Annotated in this window: 20 protein-coding genes and 1 tRNA gene; 5 read left to right on the forward strand and 16 right to left on the reverse strand. The window is 72.0% G+C overall.

Going from position 1 to position 22,401, the window contains the following annotated elements:
* Positions 1-98 precede the first annotated feature (98 nt).
* The 3 genes from ADK86_RS19055 to ADK86_RS19065 all read right to left on the reverse strand — a co-directional run bounded on the left by ADK86_RS19055 (position 99) and on the right by ADK86_RS19065 (position 5,243).
* Positions 99-1,955 carry a tetratricopeptide repeat protein gene (locus ADK86_RS19055; RefSeq protein ID WP_078952112.1) on the reverse strand — a complete coding sequence of 619 codons (1,857 nt, stop codon included), beginning with the start codon at positions 1,953-1,955 and terminating at the stop codon, positions 99-101.
* A 239-nt stretch (positions 1,956-2,194) separates the two neighbouring features.
* Positions 2,195-2,268: transfer RNA gene (locus ADK86_RS19060), tRNA-Met, on the reverse strand.
* Between the two features lie 68 nt (positions 2,269-2,336).
* The gene (locus ADK86_RS19065) at positions 2,337-5,243 is read right to left on the reverse strand and encodes a UPF0182 family protein (RefSeq protein ID WP_078952109.1); all 2,907 of its coding nucleotides are present in this window, start codon (positions 5,241-5,243) and stop codon (positions 2,337-2,339) included.
* A 136-nt stretch (positions 5,244-5,379) separates the two neighbouring features.
* On the opposite strand from ADK86_RS19065, the gene ADK86_RS19070 reads away from it, so the two are divergent.
* Positions 5,380-5,934, forward strand: a complete 555-nt coding sequence (locus ADK86_RS19070; protein ID WP_030587360.1) for a PPA1309 family protein — start codon at positions 5,380-5,382, stop codon at positions 5,932-5,934.
* Between the two features lie 61 nt (positions 5,935-5,995).
* On the opposite strand, the gene ADK86_RS19075 is transcribed toward ADK86_RS19070, so the two are convergent.
* The 4 genes from ADK86_RS19075 to ADK86_RS19085 all read right to left on the reverse strand — a co-directional run bounded on the left by ADK86_RS19075 (position 5,996) and on the right by ADK86_RS19085 (position 9,381).
* Positions 5,996-7,087, reverse strand: a complete 1,092-nt coding sequence (locus ADK86_RS19075; protein ID WP_053697647.1) for a PDZ domain-containing protein — start codon at positions 7,085-7,087, stop codon at positions 5,996-5,998.
* Positions 7,088-7,239: 152 nt separating this feature from the next.
* Positions 7,240-7,419: a hypothetical protein gene (locus tag ADK86_RS41010; RefSeq protein WP_003986145.1), complete on the reverse strand. Its 180-nt coding sequence runs from the start codon at positions 7,417-7,419 to the stop codon at positions 7,240-7,242.
* Between the two features lie 161 nt (positions 7,420-7,580).
* Positions 7,581-8,042 (reverse strand): molybdenum cofactor biosynthesis protein MoaE, encoded by a 462-nt coding sequence (locus tag ADK86_RS19080; protein WP_030587354.1) that lies wholly within the window; start codon positions 8,040-8,042, stop codon positions 7,581-7,583.
* Positions 8,043-8,229: 187 nt separating this feature from the next.
* Positions 8,230-9,381 carry an SDR family oxidoreductase gene (locus tag ADK86_RS19085; RefSeq protein WP_030184439.1) on the reverse strand — a complete coding sequence of 384 codons (1,152 nt, stop codon included), beginning with the start codon at positions 9,379-9,381 and terminating at the stop codon, positions 8,230-8,232.
* Between the two features lie 192 nt (positions 9,382-9,573).
* Between ADK86_RS19085 and ADK86_RS19090 the strand changes: the two genes are divergently transcribed.
* A complete protein-coding gene (locus ADK86_RS19090) occupies positions 9,574-11,037 on the forward strand; it encodes a zinc-dependent metalloprotease (RefSeq protein WP_053697648.1) in 1,464 nt (487 codons plus the stop codon).
* Complete coding sequence (locus ADK86_RS19095; RefSeq protein WP_053697649.1) at positions 11,034-11,561, forward strand: NUDIX hydrolase; 528 nt, start codon at positions 11,034-11,036, stop codon at positions 11,559-11,561. Before ADK86_RS19090 ends, ADK86_RS19095 begins: the two co-directional genes overlap by 4 nt.
* A gap of 76 nt (positions 11,562-11,637) precedes the next feature.
* Here the strand turns inward: ADK86_RS19095 and ADK86_RS19100 are convergent, their stop codons facing one another.
* The 4 genes from ADK86_RS19100 to ADK86_RS19115 form a co-directional block, all read right to left on the reverse strand.
* Positions 11,638-12,396: an AIM24 family protein gene (locus tag ADK86_RS19100; RefSeq protein WP_053697650.1), complete on the reverse strand. Its 759-nt coding sequence runs from the start codon at positions 12,394-12,396 to the stop codon at positions 11,638-11,640.
* A gap of 21 nt (positions 12,397-12,417) precedes the next feature.
* Positions 12,418-13,101, reverse strand: a complete 684-nt coding sequence (locus ADK86_RS19105; protein WP_030587340.1) for an AIM24 family protein — start codon at positions 13,099-13,101, stop codon at positions 12,418-12,420.
* Between the two features lie 11 nt (positions 13,102-13,112).
* Positions 13,113-14,837: a TerD family protein gene (locus ADK86_RS19110; RefSeq protein WP_053697651.1), complete on the reverse strand. Its 1,725-nt coding sequence runs from the start codon at positions 14,835-14,837 to the stop codon at positions 13,113-13,115.
* Positions 14,838-14,953: 116 nt separating this feature from the next.
* A complete protein-coding gene (locus ADK86_RS19115; protein ID WP_053697652.1) occupies positions 14,954-15,553 on the reverse strand; it encodes a M48 family metallopeptidase in 600 nt (199 codons plus the stop codon).
* A 189-nt stretch (positions 15,554-15,742) separates the two neighbouring features.
* Here ADK86_RS19115 and ADK86_RS19120 point away from each other — a divergent pair, with 189 nt between their 5' ends.
* Together ADK86_RS19120 and ADK86_RS19125 are read left to right on the forward strand one after the other, a co-directional pair.
* A complete protein-coding gene (locus ADK86_RS19120) occupies positions 15,743-16,888 on the forward strand; it encodes a TOMM precursor leader peptide-binding protein (protein ID WP_159393887.1) in 1,146 nt (381 codons plus the stop codon).
* Positions 16,889-16,922: 34 nt separating this feature from the next.
* A complete protein-coding gene (locus tag ADK86_RS19125; protein ID WP_053697653.1) occupies positions 16,923-18,320 on the forward strand; it encodes an ABC1 kinase family protein in 1,398 nt (465 codons plus the stop codon).
* A 39-nt stretch (positions 18,321-18,359) separates the two neighbouring features.
* Here ADK86_RS19125 and ADK86_RS19130 read toward each other — a convergent pair whose 3' ends face one another.
* From ADK86_RS19130 to ADK86_RS19150, 5 genes are all read right to left on the reverse strand, one after another.
* Positions 18,360-18,560: a hypothetical protein gene (locus ADK86_RS19130; protein WP_053697654.1), complete on the reverse strand. Its 201-nt coding sequence runs from the start codon at positions 18,558-18,560 to the stop codon at positions 18,360-18,362.
* Positions 18,561-18,723: 163 nt separating this feature from the next.
* Complete coding sequence (locus tag ADK86_RS19135) at positions 18,724-19,053, reverse strand: hypothetical protein (protein WP_003984432.1); 330 nt, start codon at positions 19,051-19,053, stop codon at positions 18,724-18,726.
* Positions 19,050-19,403, reverse strand: a complete 354-nt coding sequence (locus tag ADK86_RS19140) for a WhiB family transcriptional regulator (protein ID WP_030587324.1) — start codon at positions 19,401-19,403, stop codon at positions 19,050-19,052. The genes ADK86_RS19135 and ADK86_RS19140 overlap by 4 nt, the downstream gene beginning before the upstream one ends.
* Positions 19,404-19,523: 120 nt before the next feature.
* Complete coding sequence (locus ADK86_RS43180; RefSeq protein WP_053697655.1) at positions 19,524-19,856, reverse strand: hypothetical protein; 333 nt, start codon at positions 19,854-19,856, stop codon at positions 19,524-19,526.
* 142 nt (positions 19,857-19,998) lie between these two features.
* Positions 19,999-22,272: an ATP-dependent DNA helicase UvrD2 gene (locus ADK86_RS19150; RefSeq protein WP_078952110.1), complete on the reverse strand. Its 2,274-nt coding sequence runs from the start codon at positions 22,270-22,272 to the stop codon at positions 19,999-20,001.
* Positions 22,273-22,401 lie beyond the last annotated feature (129 nt).

Genomic DNA, 22,401 nt, shown 5'->3' on the forward strand with positions numbered 1-22,401 from the left:
CGACCAGCGCAAATCACTGTCCGTTGTGCTGAGGCCGACGGCGCCCGTGCGGACCGGGTGGTGCCGGGGCGCCCCGGCACCACCCGGCACCACCCGTCCTACGCGGTCAGCTCCTCCTGAAGCGCCTCGCGCAGCCGCGCCGCGCGCTCCGCCACCTCCGGCGGCCCGAGCTCGACCGCCCGCCGGCACCACTGGTGGCCCTCGGCGAGCGCGCCGCGCCGGGCGGCGAGCAGAGCCAGGCGCAGGGCGGCGCGCCCGTGGCCGTCCTCGGCCGCGCGGGTCCACCACAGCTTGGCCTCGGGCAGGCTGCCCTCGCGCGCCAGGAGCAGGCCGAGGTTGAAGGCGCCGTTGCGGCTGCCCGCCTCGGCCGCCGCGCGGTACCAGCGCGCCGCCTCGGCCACATCGCCCCGCGCCGCCGCGAACATGCCAACCCGGACCTGGGCGCGCCGGTGCCCCTGCCGGGCGGCGTGTTCGTACCACCGGGTGCACTCGTCGTTCTGCCGTCGCTCGACCGCGCCGCCGTCCCGGCGGTCCAGCAGGTCGGCGAGGCGGAACGCGGCCTCGGCGCTGCCGCCCTCCGCCGCGCAGCGCAGGTTCCGCTCGGCGGCCTCCGTGTCGCCTTCGCGCAGTTGGACGATGGCGACCTGGAGGGCGGCCTCGGTGTGGCCGGCCGCCGCGGCGCGCTCGTACCACTCGTGCGCCATCCGCTCCGCGCCGCGCTCCGCGTACAGGATGCCGAGGTTGAAGGCGGCGTCCACGCTGCCCGCCTCGGCGGCCTTGGAGAACCACGGCTCGGCGCCCGCCGAGTCGCCGCGCTGGAGCAGCATGATGGCGAGCGCGTTGGCGGCCTCGCGGTGCCCGGCGTAGGCGGCGCGGCGGTACCACTGCTCGCCGCGGCCGTCCCGGCCCTGCTCGGCACAGAGCAGGCCGATGTTGTACGCGCCGTTCACATCGCCGGCGTCGAGCGCGGCGCGGTACCAGCGCTCGGCGGTCTGCGTCTCGCCGCGGTCGGCGTGCAGCGCGCCCAGCGCGTTGGCGGCGTTGCCGTCGCCGTCCTGGGCGGCGCGGCGCCACCATTCGGCGGCGCTCTCCTCGTCGCCCGCGTCGCGCAGCAGGAAGCCGAGCGCGCAGGCGGCCCGCGCCTCACCGCCCTTGGCGGCGGTCAGATACCAGCGGCCGGCCTCCTGGGTGTCGCCGCGCTCCTCCAGAAGCGTGCCCAGGTGCAGGGCGGCGCGGCGGTGGCCGCGGGCCGCGGCCTGGCGGAACCACTGCTCGGCCTCGGCCTCCACGGCGGCGTCGCGCCCGCCCACGGTCTGCGCGCGGTCCTCCAGGAGGCGCGCGAGGCGGTACGCGGCCTCGCGGTGCCCGCGCTCGGCGGCGGTACGGAACCAGCGCTCGGCACCCACGTCACCGCGGTGCTCCAGGAGGTCGGCGAGGGCGTACGCGCCCAGGCAGTGGCCCGACTCGGCGGACTGGCGCAGCCAGTACTCGGCGGCGGGCTCGTCGCCGCGCTCGCGGTAGTAACGGCCCAGCGCGTGCGCCGCCGCGGCGGACCCGGCGACGGCCGCGATACGCCACCAGCCCGCCGCCTCGTCCGCGTAACCCCGCTGGTGCAGCAGGACGCCCAGGTTGTTGGCGGCGGCGCGGTCGCCGGCGGCGGTGGCGGAGCGCAGGTACGGTTCGGCGCCGTCGAGGTCGCCGCGGCGCAGCAGCAGCGCGCCCAGCACGCTCATGGCTCCGGTGTCGCCGGCGTCGGCGGCCCGGCGGTGGTTCGCTTCGATCACGGCTTCGGACGCCTCGGCCGGGGCGTCGGCCTCGATGGCGTCCAGCGGCAGCCGGTCGTCACGCTGGTCCGGAAGCACGGTCTCCCGTCCGTCCGGCGTCTCGGATGCGCGCCCGTCGTCGGGCGCGTGCACAAACCGGCCTGTCTCCAACAACCTTGCCTTGTCCCCCATGAGGGCCATCGTCGCACCACCCGCAACCCGCGTACACCTGGTATACCGCAGCCAGTGAGGTCACTACAGCGTTTTGTCGACTTCCCGATACAGAGACATGCCAAACTCCGTTCCCTCCAGTTCCGTTCACACGTGAAGACGGCGCGTCCCGCCGGGCGTGTCGCCCGGGGTGTCGTCCGGGGGGTCACCCCGCACATGACGAAGGCCCGGATCCCAAGGATCCGGGCCTTCGTTTCCAGTAGCGGGGACAGGATTTGAACCTGCGACCTCTGGGTTATGAGCCCAGCGAGCTACCGAGCTGCTCCACCCCGCGCCGTTGTGCCTCCACGGTACCACGGCACGGAGGTGGTGCCCGGCCCCCGCGGGGCCGGGCCGGCGTTGTCAGCCGCCGTTCTTGCCGGTGTTGCCCTTCTGCGCCTTCTTCTCCGCCTCGGCCGCCCGGTCCAGGGCCGCCTTCAGCTTCTTCTGCGCCTCGCCGTAGCCGCCCCAGTCGCCTTCCCTGCGGGCCTTCTCGCCCTCCTCGTACGCCTTCACGGCGTCGTCGAGGGCCTGCTGCACCGTCTGGTCGGCCGGCGGCTGCTGACCCGTGTCACCGCCGCCCGGCGGGTTCTGATTGCCGGTGCCCGGCGGCTTCTTGCCGAAGACGACATCGAGCGCCTCGGCCAGGTTGTTGCCCAGCACGGGGTCGTTCTCTCCGTAACTGACCAGCACCTTCTTCAGCAGCGGGTAGTTGGTGCCCGCGCCGCGCAGATAGACCGGTTCGACGTACAGCAGGCCGCCGTTCATCGGGACCGTGAGCAGGTTGCCGTACTCGATCTCGGAGTCGCCGAGTTTCTTCAGGATGTTCAGCTCATTGGCGATCTTCGGATCGGAGTTGAACTTCGACTGGACCTGCTGCGGTCCCGGCACCGGCGTCTGCGACGGCAGTTTCAGCACTCTGATCTTGCCGTAGTCGGCGCTGGTGGCATTGGCGTCGACCGCCATGAACGCGCCTAGGTTGTCCCGCTTGTTGGGCGTGAACGTCGTGGTCAGCGCGAACGTCTGGGCCTTCTGGTCGGGCATCTTCAGGCTCTGGTAGTACGGCGGCACCGAGTTGCCCGACTTGTTCGTCGGGTCGTTCGGGACCTGCCAGCGCTCGCTGCCCGTGTAGAAGGTGTTCGGGTCGGTGACGTGGTACGTCGTCAGCAGCTGGCGCTGCACCTTGAAGAGGTCCTGCGGGTAGCGCATGTGCTCCATCAGGGACTTGCTGATGGCGCTCTTCTTCTCGACCGTCCCGGGGAAGGACTTCATCCAGGTCTTCAGGACCGGGTCCTTGGTGTCCCACTGATAGAGCTTGACCGAACCGTCGTAGGCGTCAACCGTCGCCTTGACCGAGTTGCGGATGTAGTTGACCTGATTCTGCTGGGCGACGACCGCCCGCTGACCGTCGGTGAGCGAGTCGGCGGTGGTGTCACCGAGCGTGGTGCGCGAGGCGTACGGATAGCCGTTGCTCGTCGTGTAGGCGTCCACGATCCACTTGATCCGGCCGTCGATGACCGCCGGGTAGGCGTCGCCGTCGATGGTCAGCCAGGGGGCGACCGCCTCCACGCGCTCCTTGGGCGTGCGGTTGTACAGAATCCGCGAGCCCTCGCCGATGGCGCCCGAGTAGAGGATCTGCGGCTCGCCGAACGCCACCGCGTAGGCGGCGCGGTTGATCGGGTTGGCGAGGTTCACCCCGCTCTTGCCGGTGTAGCTGTAGCTCTTCTCGCCGCTCTTGTCGGAGGAGTAGTCCAGCTCCTTCTGCGGCCCGCCCACGATCGAGTACTGGGTAGTCTTCTCGCCGTAGTAGACGCGCTGCTCGTACGGCCCGAACTGGCCCTTCGAGGGCAGCTCGCTCTCGGTGTAGTCCGGCTCGCCGCCCTCGGCGAACGTGGTGCCCTTGGCGGCCACCGCGCCGAACCCGTGGGTGTACTTGAAGTGGTCGTTGATCCAGTTCCGCTCGGAGACGCCGTTGAGGTTCAGCTCGCGCAGACCGATGACGGTGTCCTGGTCCTTGCCGTCCTTGTCCTTGTACCGGTCGACGTCGAGGGTGGACGGGAACTGGTAGTAGCTGCGGACCTGCTGGCGCTGCTGGAAGGACGGGGAGACCACGTTCGGGTCGAGCAGCCGGACGCTGGCCGTGGTGTCGGCGGCGTCCCGCAGCTTCTGCCGCTCCGCGTCGTTCTGCGGCTTGTAGTTGCCGTCGTACCCCTGCACGTCGACACCGTTGATGTCGTACGCGTCCCGCGTCGCCTTGATGTTCTGCTTGATGTACGGCGCTTCCTTGGCCTGCTCGTTCGGCTGGACCTGGAACTTCTGCACGATGGCCGGGTACAGGCCGCCGATGAGGACCGCGGAGAGCACCATCAGGCCGAAGCCGATGACCGGCAGCTGCCAGGTGCGGCGCCACAGCGTCGCGAAGAAGAGCACCGCGCAGATCGCCGCGATGAAGAACAGGATCGTCTTCGCCGGGAGGTAGGCGTTGGCGTCCACGTAGCGCAGGCCCGTCCAGCCGTCGGCGGACTTCAGGCCGCTGGACTTGACCGCCAGGCCGTACCGGTCGAGCCAGTACGCGATGGCCTTCAGGGAGACGAAGATGCCGAGCACCACAGACAGGTGACCGGTGGCGGCGGCCGTCGCGCGCGAGCCGGGGCTCGTCAGGCGCAGCCCGCCGTACAGGTAGTGGGTCAGCGCCGCGGCGATCAGGCACAGCACCGCGCAGGCGAAGCCGAAGCTGAGCAGGAAGCGGTACCAGGGCAGGTCGAAGGCGTAGAACGAGACGTCCTGGCCGAACTGCGGGTCCTTCTGGCCGAACGGCACGCCGTTCACCCACTGGAGCCACGTACGCCACTGGCCGGAGGCCGAGGCACCGGCGATCAGGCCCACCACGGCGGTGACCGCGATCAGCGCCCACTTCTTGTACGGCGCGATGCCCATCCGGTAGCGGTCCAGGCTCTGCTGCTCCATGGACATCGCGCTCAGCGGCGGCCGCAGGCGGTGCGCCAGCCAGATGTTGACCCCGACCGCGGCGGCCATCAGCGCACCGAAGGCGAAGAACAGGCCGATCTTCGTCCACAGGGTGGTGGTGAAGACCGAGGAGTAATCGACCGACCGGTACCAGAGCCAGTCGGTCCAGAACCCGGAGAACATGACGAAGAGCATGGCCAGCACGGCCAGCACGCCCAGTGTCATGAACAGGGTCCGGACCCGCCGGGACGGTCGGCCGACTCTGATCCGTGGCCCTGTCGGGCCTCCGCCGCGGTCCGGCATCTGGAAAGCCAAGGTGCGCACCTCGAAGTTCGCTGTCGTGTTGAGCAGGCCCGGCGATAGTAGGACCCACTGTTGCAACTTACTAAGGCTTTACTCGGTTCCCGATTTCCGGGGTCCGCAGGGCACGATATTGGGCATGGACAACCTTCCCGTCGACGGCACCCCCCTCGCCGCCAGCCCGCTGACCCGTGCCGTACTCGAAATCGACGAGTACGCCGCCGGGCTCGGCTGGGACCAGCCCGCCCGCCTCTTCGCCCTCGTGGACACCGCCCGGCTCCGCGAACAGGAACCCTCGCTCGCCGAACAGCTCGGCATCGACGCCGCCACCACCGCCTCGCTGACCCCCGTCGAGCAGGACGAGATCCCGGCCGATGTGCCGCTGGACGAGTTCCTGGCCACCATCGGCTGGCCGGAGGCGGTGGCCGGCTGCGCGATGACGGTGGAGCGGCTGATGCTGCCGCCGACCGCCGAGGACTCCGTGCCGGAGGGCATGGACGAGGCCCAGCTCGCGAAGTGGGTCGCCGAGCACCCGGACCGCCAGGAGGTGCGGATGACGGTGGCCGTGCTGCGCGACGGCGAGCGCGAGTCGGCGCTGCGGCTGCGCGAGAAGGATGCCACCTCCGAGGTGCTGACCGGCTCGCAGCTGGTGCCGGGCCTGGCGGACGCGCTGGCCGCGACCTTCGAGGGCTGACACGGGGCCGACCGGGGCCGGGCTCCGTGCCCGGCCCCCGGCCGTGCCGTGACCGGCCCGGCTACTTGTGCGCGGGGCAGCTCGGCAGGCTCGCCGTGTCGCCCTTGCGGATCTTCTCCAGGGACGTCAGCGCGTCGCGGATGGTGTCCACCTTGACCAGGCGGAGGCCGTCCGGGTGGTCGTCGACCACGGCCGAGCAGTTGTCCTTGGGGGTGAGGAAGTACTCCGCCCCCTTGTTGCGCGCGCCGACGACCTTCATGGCGATGCCGCCGATCGGGCCGACCTTGCCATCGGCGTCGATCGTGCCCGTACCGGCCACGAACTTCCCGCCGGTCAGGTCCTCGGGCGTGAGCTTGTCGATGATCCCGAGGGCGAACATCAGCCCGGCGCTGGGCCCGCTGACGTCGGCCAGCTTGATGTCCACGTTGAACGGGAACGTGTAGTCGATGCCGGCCTGGATCCCGACTATGGACCGGCCGTCCTTCGCCTTCGCGGTCGTGACGGCGATGTCCTTCGTGGGGCCCTCGGGCTTCTTGCCCTTCTTCTGGGCCGCGGCCGCCTCCTTGGCCGGGATGACCGTGAAGACCGCCCGCTCGCCCGGCTTGTGCTTGGTCACCAGCTTGGCAACGTCCGTGTTGGCCTTGATCTCCGTGCCGTCCACGGCCTTGATCACGTCGCCGGCGTGCAGCTTGCCGTCCGCGGGGGCGTCCTTGACGACGGACGCCACGACCGTCTGGGAGCCGACCGGGATGTCCAGCTGCCTGAACGCCGCGACCTTGGCGCTCTCCAGGGACTGGGTGAACTCCTCGGCGTTCTGCTGGTCGGACTGCTCGGCCGTCTGGCCCTCCGGGTAGAGGATCTTGTGGGGCACCACGATGCTGTCGTGCTTGAGCCAGCCGTAGACCGCTTCGAGGAGGTTCATGTGGTACTCGGCGCCGGTGACACGGACGGTGACCATGTTCAGGTTGCCGGAGGTGGGATACGTCTTGTGGCCGGAGATCTGCAGCACCGGCTCGCCCTTGTCCTCACCCAGCGTGTTGGTCGTGGGCCCCGGATACATCTCCGAATACGGGACGGGGATCACCAACCCGGCGCAGATCAGCGCAATCAGCATCACGAGGGAGGCGAGCAGCGTCGCGGTGCGGCGTGGCATGGAACGACAGTACGGGACGCCTCTGACACCCGGTCCCCGGGGCCGTCCGTCCGGGGGCCCGCCGGGCCACGCGGGGGCGGCGGACAACCGGAGCCGTGGCGGCCGCTTGCGGCTGCGTACGCCCGCCACGGCCCCGGCTCATTCCGTCATGCTCATGCCGCGTCGGAACCGGAATGCGCCTTCTCGGGCTTTTCCATCGCTGCCCGGAAGCGCGCGTACCCCGCCAGTTCCGCGACATCCCCGGTCCTGCGGTTGCGTGATGCCCAACTGCTCCACACGACGGCGGCGATGGCGGCGAGAACCGGAATCAGCAACCAGAGGAGCGCTCCCATAGCGGCCTCCCGACCCCTTGTAACAACCGCAACGACGAATAAGCAGATTAACCATCTGCCAGGTCAACGCTTACGCCAGGGGCCGGGTTACGCAACTGGAGCGCACGTAAAGGCTTTACCGGAAACCGCCCGGAACGGGCGCCACCGCCGGAAACCGGCCGTCAGCAGGCACCGACCCATTCCTCGGTGCCGTCCGAAAAGCGCTGGTGCTTCCAGATCGGCACCTCGTGCTTGAGGTCGTCGATCAGCCGCCGGCAGGCCGCGAACGCCTCCGCGCGGTGCGGGCAGGAGACGGCGACGACGACGGCCAGGTCACCGACGGTCAGGTCGCCCACCCGGTGCACCGCGGCCATGGCGCGTACGGGGAAGTCGGCGGCCACCTTCTCGGCGACGCGGCGCAGTTCGGCCTCGGCGCTCGGGTGCGCGGAGTACCCGAGGGTGTCCACGTCCGCGCCGCTGTCGTGGTTGCGGACCGTGCCGACGAACAGGGCCGTCCCGCCGGCCGCCGGGTCGCCGACGGCCGCGAAGACCTCGTCCAGGGAGAGCGGGGTGTCACGGACGGCGAGCAGGCGGATCGGGTCCGCCGCGCTCAGCTCACCGGGGTGGTCATACGTGCCTGGCATGCCTCCATCGTGCCGTACCGGGAGGCGCCGCGTGGCATGGCCGTTCCACCGGTCCCGCGGAAGGCCGTATGGAGGCTTCTACAGGCTGACGGCCGGACGCGGCCGTCGGACCGTACGAAGGCCGCCCGCGACCGTACGGAGGCACCTCGCAGCCGACCACAGAGGCATCCCGGCCGCGACCGGCACCTCAGATACGGCGGCGGGCCTTGCGGGCGCGGCGGACCAGGGCGGCGGTGCCCAGGAGGGCGACGGTCGCGCCCGCCGCACCGGCCGCGGTGGCGTCCTTGCGGCCCAGCCGGCGGCCCGCGACGGTGTGCCGGCCCGCGACCTCCTCCAGCAGCTCGGCCAGCACCTCCTCGTTCGTCCACCGCGGGCGCCAGCCCGCCTCGTGCAGCCGGCTGCCGCTGACGACCCACGGGTGCATCGTGTACGCCAGGTCACCGGCGGGCGACGGTGTGAGGCCGATGCGGTGCAGCCGGGCGGCGGCGCCGAGCGCCACGGAGGACGGCAGCTCCATGCGCCGGATCCCGGACAGCTCCTCGACCTCCTCCTGCTCCAGCCAGCCGTCGCAGCCCACCGCCAGCTCGCCCTCGACCTTCTCCAGCGCGGCGTACATCAGGGCGCTGACCAGGTCCTCCACGTGGCAGAACTGCCAGGCGGGGCGGGACCCCGCGACGACCAGCAGGCGCGGCGACTCGAAGTAGCGGGTCAGCGCGGTGTCCGTACCGCCCACCAGGACGGTGGGACGCAGGACGGTGACGTTCAGGCCGGGGTGCGCGCGGGGCGCGCGGTGCGCCAGGCGCTCGATCTCCAGGAGGTCGCCGACCCCGGTGGCGTCGGCGGTGGCCCGCAGCTCGGCGTCCTCGGCCAGCGGCACGTCGTTGTCCGGGAGCGCGCCGTAGACCATGGCGGAGGTGCACAGCACGACGCGGTGCACGCCGGCGGCCGCGGCGGCCGTGAGGACCGTCTGCGTGCCGCGGACGTTGTACGCCGTACGGGCCGCGGCGTCGGTCTCCAGGTCGAGGTCGACGGCCAGGTGCACGACGACGTCCGCGCCGCGCAGCTTGTCGGCGATGGCCGGGTCCCGGACGTCCAGGACGTGCCAGTGCGCCTCGGCGGCCTCGCCGCGCCGCTCGTCGATGGCCACCACCCGCTTGACCTCGTCGGACTCGGTCAGCGCCTGGGTCAGCAGGGCGCCCACGCCGGAGGCGGCGCCGGTGACCGCGACGACGGGGCGGCGCAGCGGCCTGGCAGGCGCGTCGCCCGCCTGCTCGGCTGCGCTCTCGGTCTCGGCAGCGGCGTTTCGCGCTGCGCGAACGGTCGGATCTGGGGAACTCACCGGGCGTCTCCAGCGGTTGTCTTCAGTACGTGGGCGTGCTGACGCGTACGTACCAGGTGGCGTCCATCCTGCCGCAGGCACCGGGGCGGCGAAGCACCGAGCCCCGATGCGGGCGGGGTGTCTAGGCTGGAAGAGAATGTCGGGCAGCCGCCGCCGGCCCGGGGCCGGCGGCCCTACGAGCCGAGGAAACCCGTGAGTGACACCCCATTTGGATTCGGCCTTCCGCCGGAGGAGCCGGAGGACGGCGACAACGGCAAGAAGAAGGGCGGCCAGGGAGGTAGCCAGGGCCCCGCGAACCCGTTCGGATTCGGCGGCGGGAGCGGCGGCGCGGACAACCCGTTCGCGGCGCTCTTCGGCGGCATGGGCGGTCCTGGCGGCGAGATGAACCCTGGCGACCTCGGTGCCGCCTTCCAGAAGCTGGGCCAGATGCTCTCCTACGAGGGCGGCCCGGTGAACTGGGACATGGCCAAGGACATCGCGCGCCAGACGGTCGCGCAGGGCGCCGAGGACGGCACCAAGGACGCCAGCGTCTCCCCCGGTGAGCGGGCGGCCGTCGAAGAGGCCGTACGCCTGGCCGACCTCTGGCTGGACGGCGTGACGTCGCTGCCCTCGGGAGCGGGCACGGTGCTGTCCTGGAGCCGCGCCGAGTGGGTCGAGGAGACCCTGCCGGTGTGGAAGGACCTGGTGGACCCGGTCGCCGAGCGCGTCGGCGCGGCCATGGGCGACGTCCTGCCCGAGGAGATGCAGGCCATGGCGGGCCCGCTGCTCGGCATGATGCGCTCCATGGGCGGCGCGATGTTCGGTACGCAGATCGGGCAGGCGCTGGGCGTACTGGCCGGCGAGGTCGTCGGCTCGACGGACGTCGGGCTGCCGCTGGGGCCGGCCGGAAAGGCCGCGCTGCTGCCGGGCAACATCGCCAACTTCGGCTCCGGCCTCGGCGTCCCCGAGGAGGAGGTCCGGCTCTACCTGGCCCTGCGCGAGGCCGCCCACCAGCGCCTCTTCGCCCATGTGCCGTGGCTGCGCTCGCATCTGTTCGGCGCGGTCGAGGGCTACGCCCGCGGGATCAAGGTCGACACGACCAAGCTGGAGGACGTGGTCGGCCAGCTCGACCCGCAGCACCCCGAGGAGCTGCAGAACGCCCTTCAGCAGGGCATGTTCCAGCCCGAGGACACCCCGGAGCAGAAGGCGGCGCTGGCCCGCCTGGAGACCGCGCTGGCCCTCGTCGAGGGCTGGGTGGACGCGGTGGTGCACGCCGCCGCCTCCCCGCACCTGCCCTCGGCGGACGCGCTGCGCGAGACGCTGCGGCGGCGCCGGGCGACCGGCGGCCCCGCCGAGCAGACCTTCGCCACCCTGATCGGCCTGGAGCTGCGTCCGCGGCGCCTGCGGGACGCCTCGCGGCTGTGGGCCCTGCTGACGGACGCGCGCGGCCTGGACGGCCGGGACGCCCTGTGGGAGCACCCGGACATGCTTCCGACGGCCGCCGACCTGGACGACCCGGACGGCTTCGTCCACCACGAGCAGCTGGACTTCTCCGAGCTGGACAAGATGCTCGGCGAGGCCGCGAGCGGCGGCACGGCGAAGCCGGACCTGACCAAGGAGACCGGCGAGGACGGCCCCGAGGAGGGCGGCAAGCCCGGGGGCGACGGCGAGAAGTGAGTCTTCACGACGACGCGGCGCGGGTCCTCAAGGAGTGGCCCGCGCCGTCCCCTGAGCAGGACCGGCTGCGGCTGGCCTACCTGGACCACCTGGCCGCCCACCCGGACGGCATGGGCAAGCCGTGCAAGGACGGGCACATCACCGCCAGTGCGCTGGTGATCGACCCGGAGCGCGGGCAGGTGCTGCTGACGCTGCACCGCAAGCTCAAGATGTGGCTCCAGATGGGCGGGCACTGCGAGCCGGAGGACGCCACGCTCGCGGACGCGGCGCTGCGCGAGGCGCGCGAGGAGTCCGGGATCACGTCCGGTCTGACGCTGCTGGGCGGCCCGGTGCGCCTGGACCGGCATCTGACGCCGTGCGCGTGGCATCTGGACGTGCAGTACGCGGCGCTGGCGCCCGAGGGGGCCGAGGCGGCGATCAGCGACGAGTCGCTGGATCTGCGCTGGTTCCCGTACGACGAGGTGGCGGACGTGGCGGACGACTCGGTCGTACGCCTCGTGGAGCGCACGCGCGCGCTGCTGTAGAGCGCGCCGGTCTGCCGCGCGCCCCGGGGTGAGGGGCGCGCGGCAGGCGGGCACACAGGCGCGCGGCCGGTGGGCCTCAGTTGGTGAAGATGTTGCCCTGGTTCTGCCCGTGGGCGCCCTGCTGGCCCATGCCGAACTGGGCGGCCAGGCCGGACCCGATGACGGCGTTCTGCGGCGGCAGCAGCTCGCTGGGCTGGACGAGCGCGTAGCCCTGTCCCAGGAAGCTCAGCTCCCAGCCCTCGCCCGTGTTGCCGCGGCGCCGCCACACGCCCGAGGAGTGCGTCTGCGCCTGCATCTGCACGCGGAGCGAGGCGGACCAGGCGACCACCGCGTCGGCGTCGGCGTTGACGTACTTGTCCGGGGTGACCTGCATCATCAGCGGCTGGCCCGAGGTCATCAGGACGACCTTGCCGCGGCCGGAGATGTTGAGCTGGTACTTGCCGGTGCCGGAGATCCCGTACTGGCTGTCCACCGAGATGACCTCCCAGTGGAGGCCGGAGTCCAGCGCCAGCACGTAGTTGCTGTCCACGGTCAGGCCGTCGTGGTCGACGTCCATGATGTGCACGTACTGGGCGAGGTTGGCCAGGTAGACCGTGCCCTGTCCGGAGACGCGCATCAGGTCCAGGCCCTCGCCCGACATCGCGCGGGCGTGCTGCTGCCCCGGCGTCTGGTAGTTCCCGTCGAACTCCAGCAGCCCTTGATAGGCGACCATGGTGCCCTTACGGGCGAGCAGGTCCTCGTGGCCCTGTAGGGCGACCCGCAGCAACTGCGGGTTCTGGAGGGCGAACCGCTCCTGGGTCTGCGCCTCGGTGTAGGCGAAAAGCGGACTCTGCATGATGGCTTGACGTCCTCCCCCTCAGCCCCGGGCCCGGAGCCGGTCGGTGCTGTCCTCACTGGGCTGTACGACGACGAAGCCCTGGCCGGAGAAGCCGAGCTGGTACGCCTCGCCGCTGCCGCGCCCGATCATCGAGGACGCCTTGAAGCTGCGCTTGCCCTTCATCTTCAGATTGGTCGACCAGGCGACCAGCGCGTCGGGGTCGACGTACGTCTCGTCCTCGCCGCGCCCGCAGTCCACCACGATCGGGGTGCCGCGGGAGGTCAGCGCGACCCAGCCGGTGCCCGAGATGCCGACGTTGAACAGCCCCTGACCGGCGAACTTGGCCATGCCCTTGACCCGCTGCACACCCCACTGGAGGTGCGCGTCGAAGGCCAGGAGGTTGGTGCCGTTGACGGACAGCGCGTCGCCGTCGAGGTTGATGCAGACCACGTCCGCCCCGTAGTCGGCGAGGTAGAGCAGGCCGTCACCGGAGCACTTCATCAGGGGCGCGCCCTCGCCGGTCAGCCACTGGGAGGCCATCTGGCGGACCGCGGGCGGGTTCGGCTCGTACTGGACGAAGCCCTCGTAGGCGACCATCGAGCCGGTGCGGGCGAAGACGTCCTGGCCGCTCTGCATGGCGATCTTGACCATCGCGCTGCCGTGGTTCTCCATACGGGCCACGGGCGCGGCCGGGGCGTAGCCCGGGACTTGCTGTTCGTACATGGCGGGCTCCCTCAGACCTCGTAGGGCTGGACGACGATGAAATTGCCGGGCGCGCCGCGGAACTGGAGGTTCACGGTCTCGCCGGAGTGGCCCGGGTACGCGTGGCGGCGCAGGCTCACCTGGCTGGAGATGATCACCTGGGAGGCGGCCGACCAGGCGACGATGGCGTTGGCGTCCGCGAAGGTCGTCGGGGTGACCGGGAGGACGACCGGGGTGCCCTGGGTCTTGACCACGACCGTGCCGGTGCCCTGGAACTGCATGGTGAACAGCGCGCCGCCCGGGATGCCGTGGCCCTCGATGCGGCGGACCTCGTGCTGGAGCGACTCGTCGAAGGCGAGCACGCTCTCGGACGACACGCAGATCGCGTCGCCCTGGAGCTCGATCGGGTGCACATGGGCGCTGTTGTCCGCGAAGAACACCTGGCCCTGGCCCGTGCAGCGCATCAGCTGCATCTCCTGGCCGGTGGCGTTGCCCACGATGCGGCCCCGTATGCCGGCGCCCTTGTAGCTGAAGTCGACCTTGCCCTGGTAGAGGACCATGCTGCCCTGGCGGGCGAGCACGGGCTGCCCGTCGATGCCGAGGTCGGCGCGGATCAGCTTCTCGTTCTGCGGGGTCCACCGCCGGCCGGTCGGCGCCTCGCGGTACTTGTCCAGGACGACACCGAGGCCTGGTCCCTGGGCGGACGGCTGTCCGTACGGTGACGGCTGGCCCTGGGGAGCGCCGTACGGGGCCGGAGCCTGCTGGCCGGGGAACTGGCCGCCCGGCTGGCCGTACGGGGCCTGAGGCGGCGCCTGGGGCGGTGCCTGCGGGGCTGCCTGGGGCGGCTGGCCATACGGAGCGGGCGGTGCCTGCTGGTACGGGTCCTGGCCGAACGGCGGCTGCTGGCCGGGCGGTGCCATCGGGGCCGCGATGGTCGGGGCGCTGTGCACCGGCGGGGCCGGGGGCTGCGCCTGCGGCGGAACCTGCGGCTCCGGCTGGGGCGGCGCCGGGGGCTGCGGCGCTCCGTAGGGCTGCCGGTCCTGCGGGGCGCCCTGGGGCGTGCTCGGGGGCGCGCCGAAGGCCGGGGCGGGCGGCTGCGGTGCGGCAGGCGCCGGGGCGGGCTGCCCCTGCGCCGTCGGGACCGCGAAGCCCGGCGCGGGCTCGGAGGCGGCGGGCGGCGCGAAGCCCGGCACGCCGCCCTGCGGCGCGGGCTCGGGCGCGGGCTCCTCCTCGGCGACCTCGCCGCCGAAGTTCTTCAGCAGCGCTTCCAGACCGCCGTCGAAGCCCTGCCCGACCGCGGCGAAGCGCCACTCGCCCTTCAGGTAGAAGTCGCCGAGCATGACGGCGCGCTCGGTGGTGAACTCGCCGCCGTTGAACGCGTAACGGGCGACCTCCTCACCGCCGGCGACGATGCGCAGATAGCCGGGCCCGACCTGGGACATCTGGCCCGCGCCGTCCAGGGTGGCGGTGAAGGAGAGCTTCTGGATGTGCTGCGGGATCCGGTCGAGCGTGACCCGGAAGGACTCGGTGTCGCCCGCCTGGGGGCCGAGCTGCTGGATCGCGCCCTCGGGCGACGCGGGCTGGTTGAAGAAGACGAAGTACCGGTCGTCGGAGAGCCGCTCGTCCGCGTCGAGTCCGAAGCAGCTGATGTCGAAGGTCAGGCCGGAACCCGCGATCTGCACACCCACGTACAGATCCGTCCCGGCCGTCAGATCACTGATCCTGGCCTTGTGGCCCCGCTGGAATTCCCTGGCCATACGTAACGACCGTCCCCCGCTCCCGCTCCGCGCTCTGATTGACGTCGCGCCAGGCTAACCGCTGCCGCTGACGGCGGGCGATGCCGGGGCACGGCACGAATCGTGCGGAACCGGCCCTATTCCGTACGGGCGGCGGGCAGATGCGGCAGCCGCTGCGCCGCGACCACGCCTTCGAGATAGCCGCGCGCCCGCTCCGTGCGTGGGTATGACTCCAGGAGCTGCCAGAAACGCTGCCCGTGACCGGGGACGAGAAGATGCGCCAGCTCATGGAGGAGCACATAGTCGATGACGTACTCGGGCATGCCCTGGAGCCGGTGCGAGAGGCGGATGCTGCCCTCGGCGGGCGTGCAGGAACCCCAGCGGGTGTTCTGGTTGGTCACCCAGCGCACCGTGTCGGGCCGGGCGCGGCCGTCCAGGTACTGGAGCGACAGGCGCTCCGCGCGCTCGGCCAGCTCGCCGTCGCCGAGCACCCGCTTGCTCTCCTGCGCGGCCAGCTTGTCCAGCATCACCGTCACCCAGCGCCGTTCCTCCGCCTCGGACATCCGGGCCGGGATCAGCACGATGGTGCGGTCGCCCTCGCGGTAGGCGGAGACCGTACGGCGGCGCCGCGAGCTTCTGCGCACCTCGACCGCGCTCGTCGCGGAGCCGCCGGTCGCGGGGCGCGCGGCGGTCCTGCGTTGGGGGTCTGCGGCTCGGCGCAAAGGGTCGGCGGGCACGCCCCGACGTTACCCGCTGCCCGCGCGGGAAGTCCCGCCTCCCGGTTCTGCCGTGCGGCCGAAACACCCAGAGGTGGTCATGGCTTGTACGACTATTGCCCGCCGGCTGTGGACAACTTCCGATGCCCGTCCGGCGGCCGGGGCATGCTGACGGTGCTGGACGAGATCCGATCGACGGGGGACGGATTCATGCATCCGATGTTGAAGCCCGCGCTGCGGCGCGGCTGGCGGGACCGGGAGACGGTGCGGTTCGGGGTGACCCCGGCGCACGCGGTGGAACTGGGGCCTGTGGACACCGCGACGGGCAGCTTTCTGGCCTTGATCGACGGCACGCGCAGCCTCGGTCAGCTGGCGGAAGCGGCCGAGTCGCTGGGGCTGTCCGCCGAGCGTGCGCGGCGGACGGTGGAGCGGCTGGGGCGGGCGGGGCTGTTGGACACGCCGTCGGCGGGCGGTCCGGCGGCCGAGGCGGTGCGGTCGGACGCCGCGGCCTTCGGGCGGCTGCGGGCGGATCTCGCGTCGCTGTCGGTGCGGCATCCCGAGGCCGCGGGCGGACTGGAGCGCATGGGAGCGCGCCGCGCCGTACGAGCGCGGGTGCGCGGCGCGGGGCGGGTGGGGGCCTCGGTCGCGGCGCTGCTCTCGGCGGCGGGCATCGGGCGGGTGGAGGTGCAGGACGGCGGGAAGGTCGAGCCGTGGGACGCGCTGCCGGGCGGCGTGCGAGCGGAGCACATCGGCATACGGCGCGACACCGCCGCGCGCAGCGTGGTGCACCGTGCCTCGCCCTGGTCGCGCGGGAACCGCGCCGGCGAGACGCCCTCGGAAGCGGGCGAGCCGGGTCTCGCGCTCGTCGTGATCACACCGCGCGACGGCCTCGCCGCCTATGCTCCCGACCCGGTCCTGGTCGAGCCCTTCCTGTCCGCGGGCATCCCGCACCTGTTCGCCGGAGTGATCGAAGGCACGGGTGTGGTGGGCCCGCTGGTCCTGCCGGGCGGCTCCTCCTGCGCGGGCTGCCTGGAGCTGCGGCGTACGGACGCGGAACCCGCCTGGCCGCGGCTGCTCGCCCAGTGGCGCTCGGGGCGCGGGGCGCCGGCCGTGCCGGCGTGCGACGCTGCGCTGGCGACGACGGTGGCGGGGCTGGCGGCCGTACAGGCGCTGGCGTTCCTGGACGGCCAGTTGCCACCCTGCACCGGGGCCCGGATGGAGATCGCGCTGCCGTGCGCGGACTGGCGGACGACCCGGATCGCGCCGCATCCGGAGTGCGGCTGCGGTGCGGCGGGACCGGCCGGCGCCACGGGTGCCTCGGAACCGCGTCGGCGACACGTAACAATGGCGGAGTAACCCCGGTTGGGGACAGTGTGAGTTGGAGGGGCGAATGTCAGATCTTCCCCGCAAGGCGGTCACCCGCACCGCCAAGCTGGCCGCGCTGCCACTGGGATTCGCCGGCCGTGCCACCTGGGGGCTGGGCAAGCGGATCGGGGGCAGGTCGGCGGACCTCGTCGGCCGTGAGCTCCAGCAGCGGACCGCCGAACAGCTCTTCCGGGTGCTCGGCGAGCTGAAGGGCGGCGCCATGAAGTTCGGGCAGGCGCTGTCCGTCTTCGAGTCGGCGCTGCCGGAGGAGATCGCCGGCCCGTACCGCGCCGCGCTCACCAAACTCCAGGAAGCCGCGCCGCCGATGCCCACGGACACGGTGCACAAGGTGCTGGCGGAGCGGCTCGGCGAGGACTGGCGCGAGCTGTTCACGGAGTTCGACGACAAGCCGTCGGCCGCCGCCTCGATCGGGCAGGTGCACCGCGCGGTCTGGCACGACGGCCGCGAGGTGGCCGTCAAGGTCCAGTATCCGGGGGCGGGCGCGGCCCTGCTCTCCGATCTGTCCCAACTCGGCCGGTTCGCCCGGCTGCTCGGTCCGCTGATCCCCGGCATGGACATCAAGCCGCTGATCTCCGAGCTGCGCGACCGGGTCTCCGAGGAGCTGGACTACGCCCTGGAGGCCGAGGCCCAGCAGGCGCACGCCGAGGAGTTCGCCGACGATCCGGACGTCCTGGTGCCCGCGGTGATCCACCAGGGCGACCAGGTGCTGGTGACCGAGTGGATGGACGGCGTCCCCCTGTCGGAGGTCATCGCCGACGGCACCGAGGAGGAGCGCGACCGGGCCGGGCAGCTCCTGGCCCGCTTCCTCTTCTCGGGCACCGCGCGTACGGGCCTGCTGCACGCCGACCCACACCCGGGGAACTTCCGCCTGCTGACCGGTGACGCCCCCGAAGGGCCGCCGGAGAAGTGGCGGCTGGGCGTGCTGGACTTCGGCACGGTCGACCGCCTGCCGGACGGCCTGCCGTCCACGATCGGCACCTCACTGCGGATGACGCTCGACGGCGAGGCCGAGGCGGTCTACGAGCTGCTGTGCGAGGAGGGCTTCGTCAAGGAGTCCATCGAGCTGGACCCCGATGCGGTGCTGGACTATCTGCTCCCGATCATCGAACCGGCCCAGGCGGACGCCTTCACCTTCACCCGCTCCTGGATGCGCACCCAGGCCGCGCGCATCGCCGATCCCCGCTCCCCCGCCTACCAGCTCGGCCGCCAGCTCAATCTGCCCCCGTCCTACCTCCTCATACACCGCGTGACGCTGAGCACGATCGGTGTCCTGTGCCAGCTCGGCGCCACCGTCCGACTGCGCGACGAGCTGGAGTCCTGGCTCCCGGGCTTCACCCCGGCCGACACCGCGCCGTCCGTACCGGAACAGCCCCGGTCCACGGCGGAGGAGACCACGGCCTGACGCGACCGTGCCGCCCCTCCGCACCGCGCGGCGAGCCGCTCATCTCGCGGCGACCGGGTCCAGGTGGGACTCGATGGTGCGGAGGCAGGCGCGGGTGCAGGTGTCGCAGAGGTGCTGGCGGGTGCCGTTGACGATGGTGCAGGTCCAGGTCGGCGCGGCGCCCTCGGCCACGGCACCGCACCGGACGCACACCGTGTCACCGGTCGCCAACTCCGCCTGTTCATACGTCTTCTGGTTCATCAGCCGACAATATCCCCGGCACCGCCGGTAAAGGGGGCACAACGCCCTCAGGGGCCGCCCAGTTGGACAGCCCCTGAGGTGCGTGTTATCGCGGTGGCCGCGTGATGCGGTGGTGACACCGCCGGGCGGCCCGGCACGGTACGCGCGCCGGGCCGCCGGTGGCTCACTGCATCACGGCCATGGCCAAGGCGCGCCGGGCGCGCAGCGACGCCCGCTCGGCACGGCGCTGCATGCGCCGGGCCGCGGCGAGGCGCTGGGCCCTGCGTTCGGACTCGGCCTCCTGCAAGCGCTCTTGCATTTGCGCACGAGCCAGGGCTTCTGGGATGAGTTGCATTTCGAGGGTCCTGTTCTGGCGCGACTCGATCGCGCCGGAGTTCGCGGGTGCGGTGGTGTCGGTGAGGGTGGGGTTCATCGGGTCCTGCTTCTGGGGGTCCCGCTGGGCGGGACGGTCGATCGTTCCGGTGCCGCTGGTGTACGCGCCGCTGAGGTTCATGCCGCGACCGGGTTCTTGCGCGGACGGCCACGCGGACGCTTGCGGGGCACCACGACGCCCTGGACGAAGAGTTCGCCGCCCCAGACGCCCCACGGCTCACGACGGTCCTTGGCGCCGGCGAGACACGCCTCGCGCACCGGACAGGTCTGGCACAGGGACTTGGCGTACTCCACGTCGGCCGGGGTCTCGGCGAAGAAGACCTCCGGGTCGTAGGTACGGCACGGCACGGCGGCGCCGAGGCGGTCGATCTCGTCGTCGAGCTCGGTGAGGGGCAGCAAAGGGTTCTCCTGGGAGTCGGGCGGAGGGATCAGGTCGGTGGCGACGGACGGGGTGTGCGTCTGGAGTTGCACGGTGGTGTGTTCCTCGTCTGTTCGGCCCGGCTGGTGGCCGGGCGCTTGGGTAAAACAAAAGGGCCGCGGATCCCGGTGTGGGTTCCGCGGCCCTGGAAGGTGCCGACCTGATCATGCCGATCAGGCTGGATCTCTCCAGGGTTCGTGCCCGCGGTGGGCCCACGTGTCCTGCTGCGTCTGGTACTGCTTCCGGGATTCGGCACCGTTGGTCGCCGCGCCGGCAAAGGCATGCGCGTTCGCTGCCGGTGCCGCTGCCACTACTGCGGGTGCCTGGGTCGGTCGCTCGTCACGCTTCGCCTCCGGCAGGATCGCCAGGGAAGCGGCACGGGAGACCTCGAGACCGGACAGCCGGCCGGAGCCGGACAGACCGGTGCCCTGCAGCGAGGCGCCAAGGGTGCAGGCGGCGACGACCGAACGATCGGTCATTTTCTGGTTCGTCATGAAGCTGATCACTGGTCTCGCCTCCTCTCGGCGTCTCGGGGGACCGGAGAACCCGGTCCGAGCTTGTTCAGTACAACACGAATCCAGCGGATCCCGAAAGGCCCGTTGTCCTCGTGCCTGTGAAGGCTATGGGGATGCGCTCCGCGCGCGCAAACTATTTTTCTGACGACTTTCCGGAGCTTCTTGCACCGCCCTCCGGAAGATCGTCCGGCGAGGGCCCGTCCACCGCCGGAACCAGCTCCTCACCCGCGCACAGTGCGAGGACGTCGGCTCCGAACCTGCCGAGCTTGCGTCCCCCCACACCAGGGATGACCGCGAGCTCCCCTTCGGTTCCCGGTACGGCCTCGGCGATCGCCATCAGGGTCTTGTCCGTGAAGACGCAGTACGCGGGCTGGCCCAGCTGCCGCGCCTGCCCGGCCCGCCAGTCGCGCAGCCGCTCGTACAGCGCCTCGTCGAGCTCGCTGGGGCAGTCGTCGCAGCGCATGAGCTTCATCTCGCCCGCGTCGGTCAGCGTCTTGCCGCAGACCCGGCAGCGGGCCGGGGAACGGTCGCGGCGCCTGCTCACGCCCCGGACGCTGCCGCCGCCCCGCTCGATGCCGCCCGCGACGGCTGCCGCCGTACGGCGTCCGGCGGCGCCCGAGCCGGGCCGCAGGCCGTCCAGGAAGCGGCTGGGGCGGCGGACCGCGCGGCCACCGGGAGAGCGGGACAGGGACCACGACAGGCCCAGGTGGTGCCGGGCCCGGGTCACGCCGACGTACAGCAGGCGGCGCTCTTCCTCCACCTGCTCGTCGGTCTTGGCGTAGGTGATCGGCATCATGCCCTCGGTCAGGCCGACCAGGAAGACGGCGTCCCACTCCAGGCCCTTGGCCGCGTGGAACGAGGCGAGCGTCACACCGTCGACCGTCGGCGCGTGCTGGGCGTTGGCCCGCTCGTCCAGCTCGGCGACCAGGTCGGCGAGGGTGGCCGCCGGCCGGGCCGCGGCGAACTCCTCGGCGAGGCGGACCAGGGCGGCCAGCGACTCCCAGCGGTCCCGTACGGCGCCGGAGCCGGCCGGTGGCGTGCTCGTCCAGCCCATGTCGCTGAGCACCGCCCGCACCTCGGACGGGAGGTCCATGGCGTCGTCGAGGAGCGCGTCGTTGGCGCCGAAGCGGGCGGCGCCGCGCAGCTTGACGCCTGCCTCGCGCACCTCGGGCCGCTCGAAGAAGCGCTCGGCACCGCGCAGCTGGTACGGCACGCCGAGGTCGGCGAGGGCCTGCTCGTAGACCTCGGACTGGGCGTTGATGCGGAAGAGAACCGCTATCTCACTCGCCGGGACGCCGGAGGCGATCAGGTCGCGGATGCGGCGGGCGGTTCCCTCGGCCTCGGCGGGCTCGTCCCCGTACTCGACGTACGTCGGCTCGGGGCCCGGGGCCCGCTGCGAGATCAGCTCCAGGCGGTGTTCGGCGGCGCGGCCGCGCGCCTGCGACAGGAGGCCGTTGGCGAGGTGCACGACCTGGGGGGTGGAGCGGTAGTCGCGGACCAGCTTGACGACCGTCGCGTTCGGATGGCGGGTGCGGAAGTTCAGCAGGTGGTCGGGGGTGGCGCCGGTGAAGCTGTAGATCGTCTGGCTGGCGTCGCCGACGACGCAGAGGTTGTCCCGGTCGCCGAGCCACAGGTCGAGCAGCCGCTGCTGGAGCGGGCTGACGTCCTGGTACTCGTCCACGACGAAGTGCTGGTACTGGGCACGGACCTGCTCGGCGATGTCGTGCCGGTCCTGGAGGACGCCGACGGTCAGCAGCAGGACGTCCTCGAAGTCGATGGTCCCCCGGTCGCGCTTGAGCTGCTCGTACGTCCCGTAGATCTGCCCGATCTCGGCCGGGTCGCGGGGGGCCTCGCGGCCCGCCTTGTGGACGGCGGCCGGGTAATCGGCGGGCACGGTCTGGGTGACCTTGGACCACTCGATCTCGCTGGTGACGTCGCGCAGCTCGTTGCGGTCCAGGCGGATGCGGCAGCGGGCGGCGGCCTCGGCGACCAGCTGGACCTTGCGCTCCACGAGCCGGGGCAGCTCGCCGCCGACCGCCTTGGGCCAGAAGTACTGGAGCTGGCGCAGGGCGGCGGAGTGGAACGTACGGGCCTGGACGCCGCCCGCGCCGAGCTGGCGCAGCCGCCCGCGCATCTCCCCCGCCGCGCGGGCGGTGAACGTGACGGCGAGCACCGTGCCGGGCTGCAGGATGCCCGCACGGACGCCGTACGCGATCCGGTGGGTGATCGCGCGGGTCTTGCCCGTCCCGGCGCCCGCCAGGACGCACACGGGGCCGTGCAGGGCCGTGGCGACCTCGCGCTGCTCGGGGTCGAGGCCGTCGAGCACCGCGTCGGCACCCTCGGGCGTGGCCGGGAACTGGGTCGCGGCCGCCTGCGGGAAGAGAGTGGAGTCCGATGCTGCTGTCACACCGCAATGCTGCCAGGTCGGCGGGGACAGCCGGGAAAGTTGTCCACAGCCGCCGCTGCGTGGTCATACGCATACGCGCGTCTACGGATGCGCAGCCGTACGCGTGCCGATACGGAACCGTACGCGTGC

It is taken from the genome of Streptomyces sp. NRRL F-5755, assembly GCF_001279365.1.
GTDB lineage: Bacteria > Actinomycetota > Actinomycetes > Streptomycetales > Streptomycetaceae > Streptomyces > Streptomyces rimosus.

Excerpts from the sequence above, each read along its gene's own strand:
- ADK86_RS19080 (WP_030587354.1), bottom strand. The coding sequence starts at position 8,042 with ATGCCAGGCACGTATGACCACCCCGGTGAGCTGAGCGCGGCGGACCCG.
- ADK86_RS19120 (WP_159393887.1), top strand. The coding sequence starts at position 15,743 with ATGCATCCGATGTTGAAGCCCGCGCTGCGGCGCGGCTGGCGGGACCGG.
- ADK86_RS19100 (WP_053697650.1), bottom strand. The coding sequence starts at position 12,396 with ATGCAGAGTCCGCTTTTCGCCTACACCGAGGCGCAGACCCAGGAGCGG.
- ADK86_RS19075 (WP_053697647.1), bottom strand. The coding sequence starts at position 7,087 with ATGCCACGCCGCACCGCGACGCTGCTCGCCTCCCTCGTGATGCTGATT.
- ADK86_RS19065 (WP_078952109.1), bottom strand. The coding sequence starts at position 5,243 with ATGCCGGACCGCGGCGGAGGCCCGACAGGGCCACGGATCAGAGTCGGC.
- ADK86_RS19105 (WP_030587340.1), bottom strand. The coding sequence starts at position 13,101 with ATGTACGAACAGCAAGTCCCGGGCTACGCCCCGGCCGCGCCCGTGGCC.
- ADK86_RS19070 (WP_030587360.1), top strand. The coding sequence starts at position 5,380 with ATGGACAACCTTCCCGTCGACGGCACCCCCCTCGCCGCCAGCCCGCTG.
- ADK86_RS19135 (WP_003984432.1), bottom strand. The coding sequence starts at position 19,053 with ATGAACCTCAGCGGCGCGTACACCAGCGGCACCGGAACGATCGACCGT.
- ADK86_RS19125 (WP_053697653.1), top strand. The coding sequence starts at position 16,923 with ATGTCAGATCTTCCCCGCAAGGCGGTCACCCGCACCGCCAAGCTGGCC.
- ADK86_RS19110 (WP_053697651.1), bottom strand. The coding sequence starts at position 14,837 with ATGGCCAGGGAATTCCAGCGGGGCCACAAGGCCAGGATCAGTGATCTG.
- ADK86_RS19130 (WP_053697654.1), bottom strand. The coding sequence starts at position 18,560 with ATGAACCAGAAGACGTATGAACAGGCGGAGTTGGCGACCGGTGACACG.
- ADK86_RS19055 (WP_078952112.1), bottom strand. The coding sequence starts at position 1,955 with ATGGGGGACAAGGCAAGGTTGTTGGAGACAGGCCGGTTTGTGCACGCG.
- ADK86_RS41010 (WP_003986145.1), bottom strand. The coding sequence starts at position 7,419 with ATGGGAGCGCTCCTCTGGTTGCTGATTCCGGTTCTCGCCGCCATCGCC.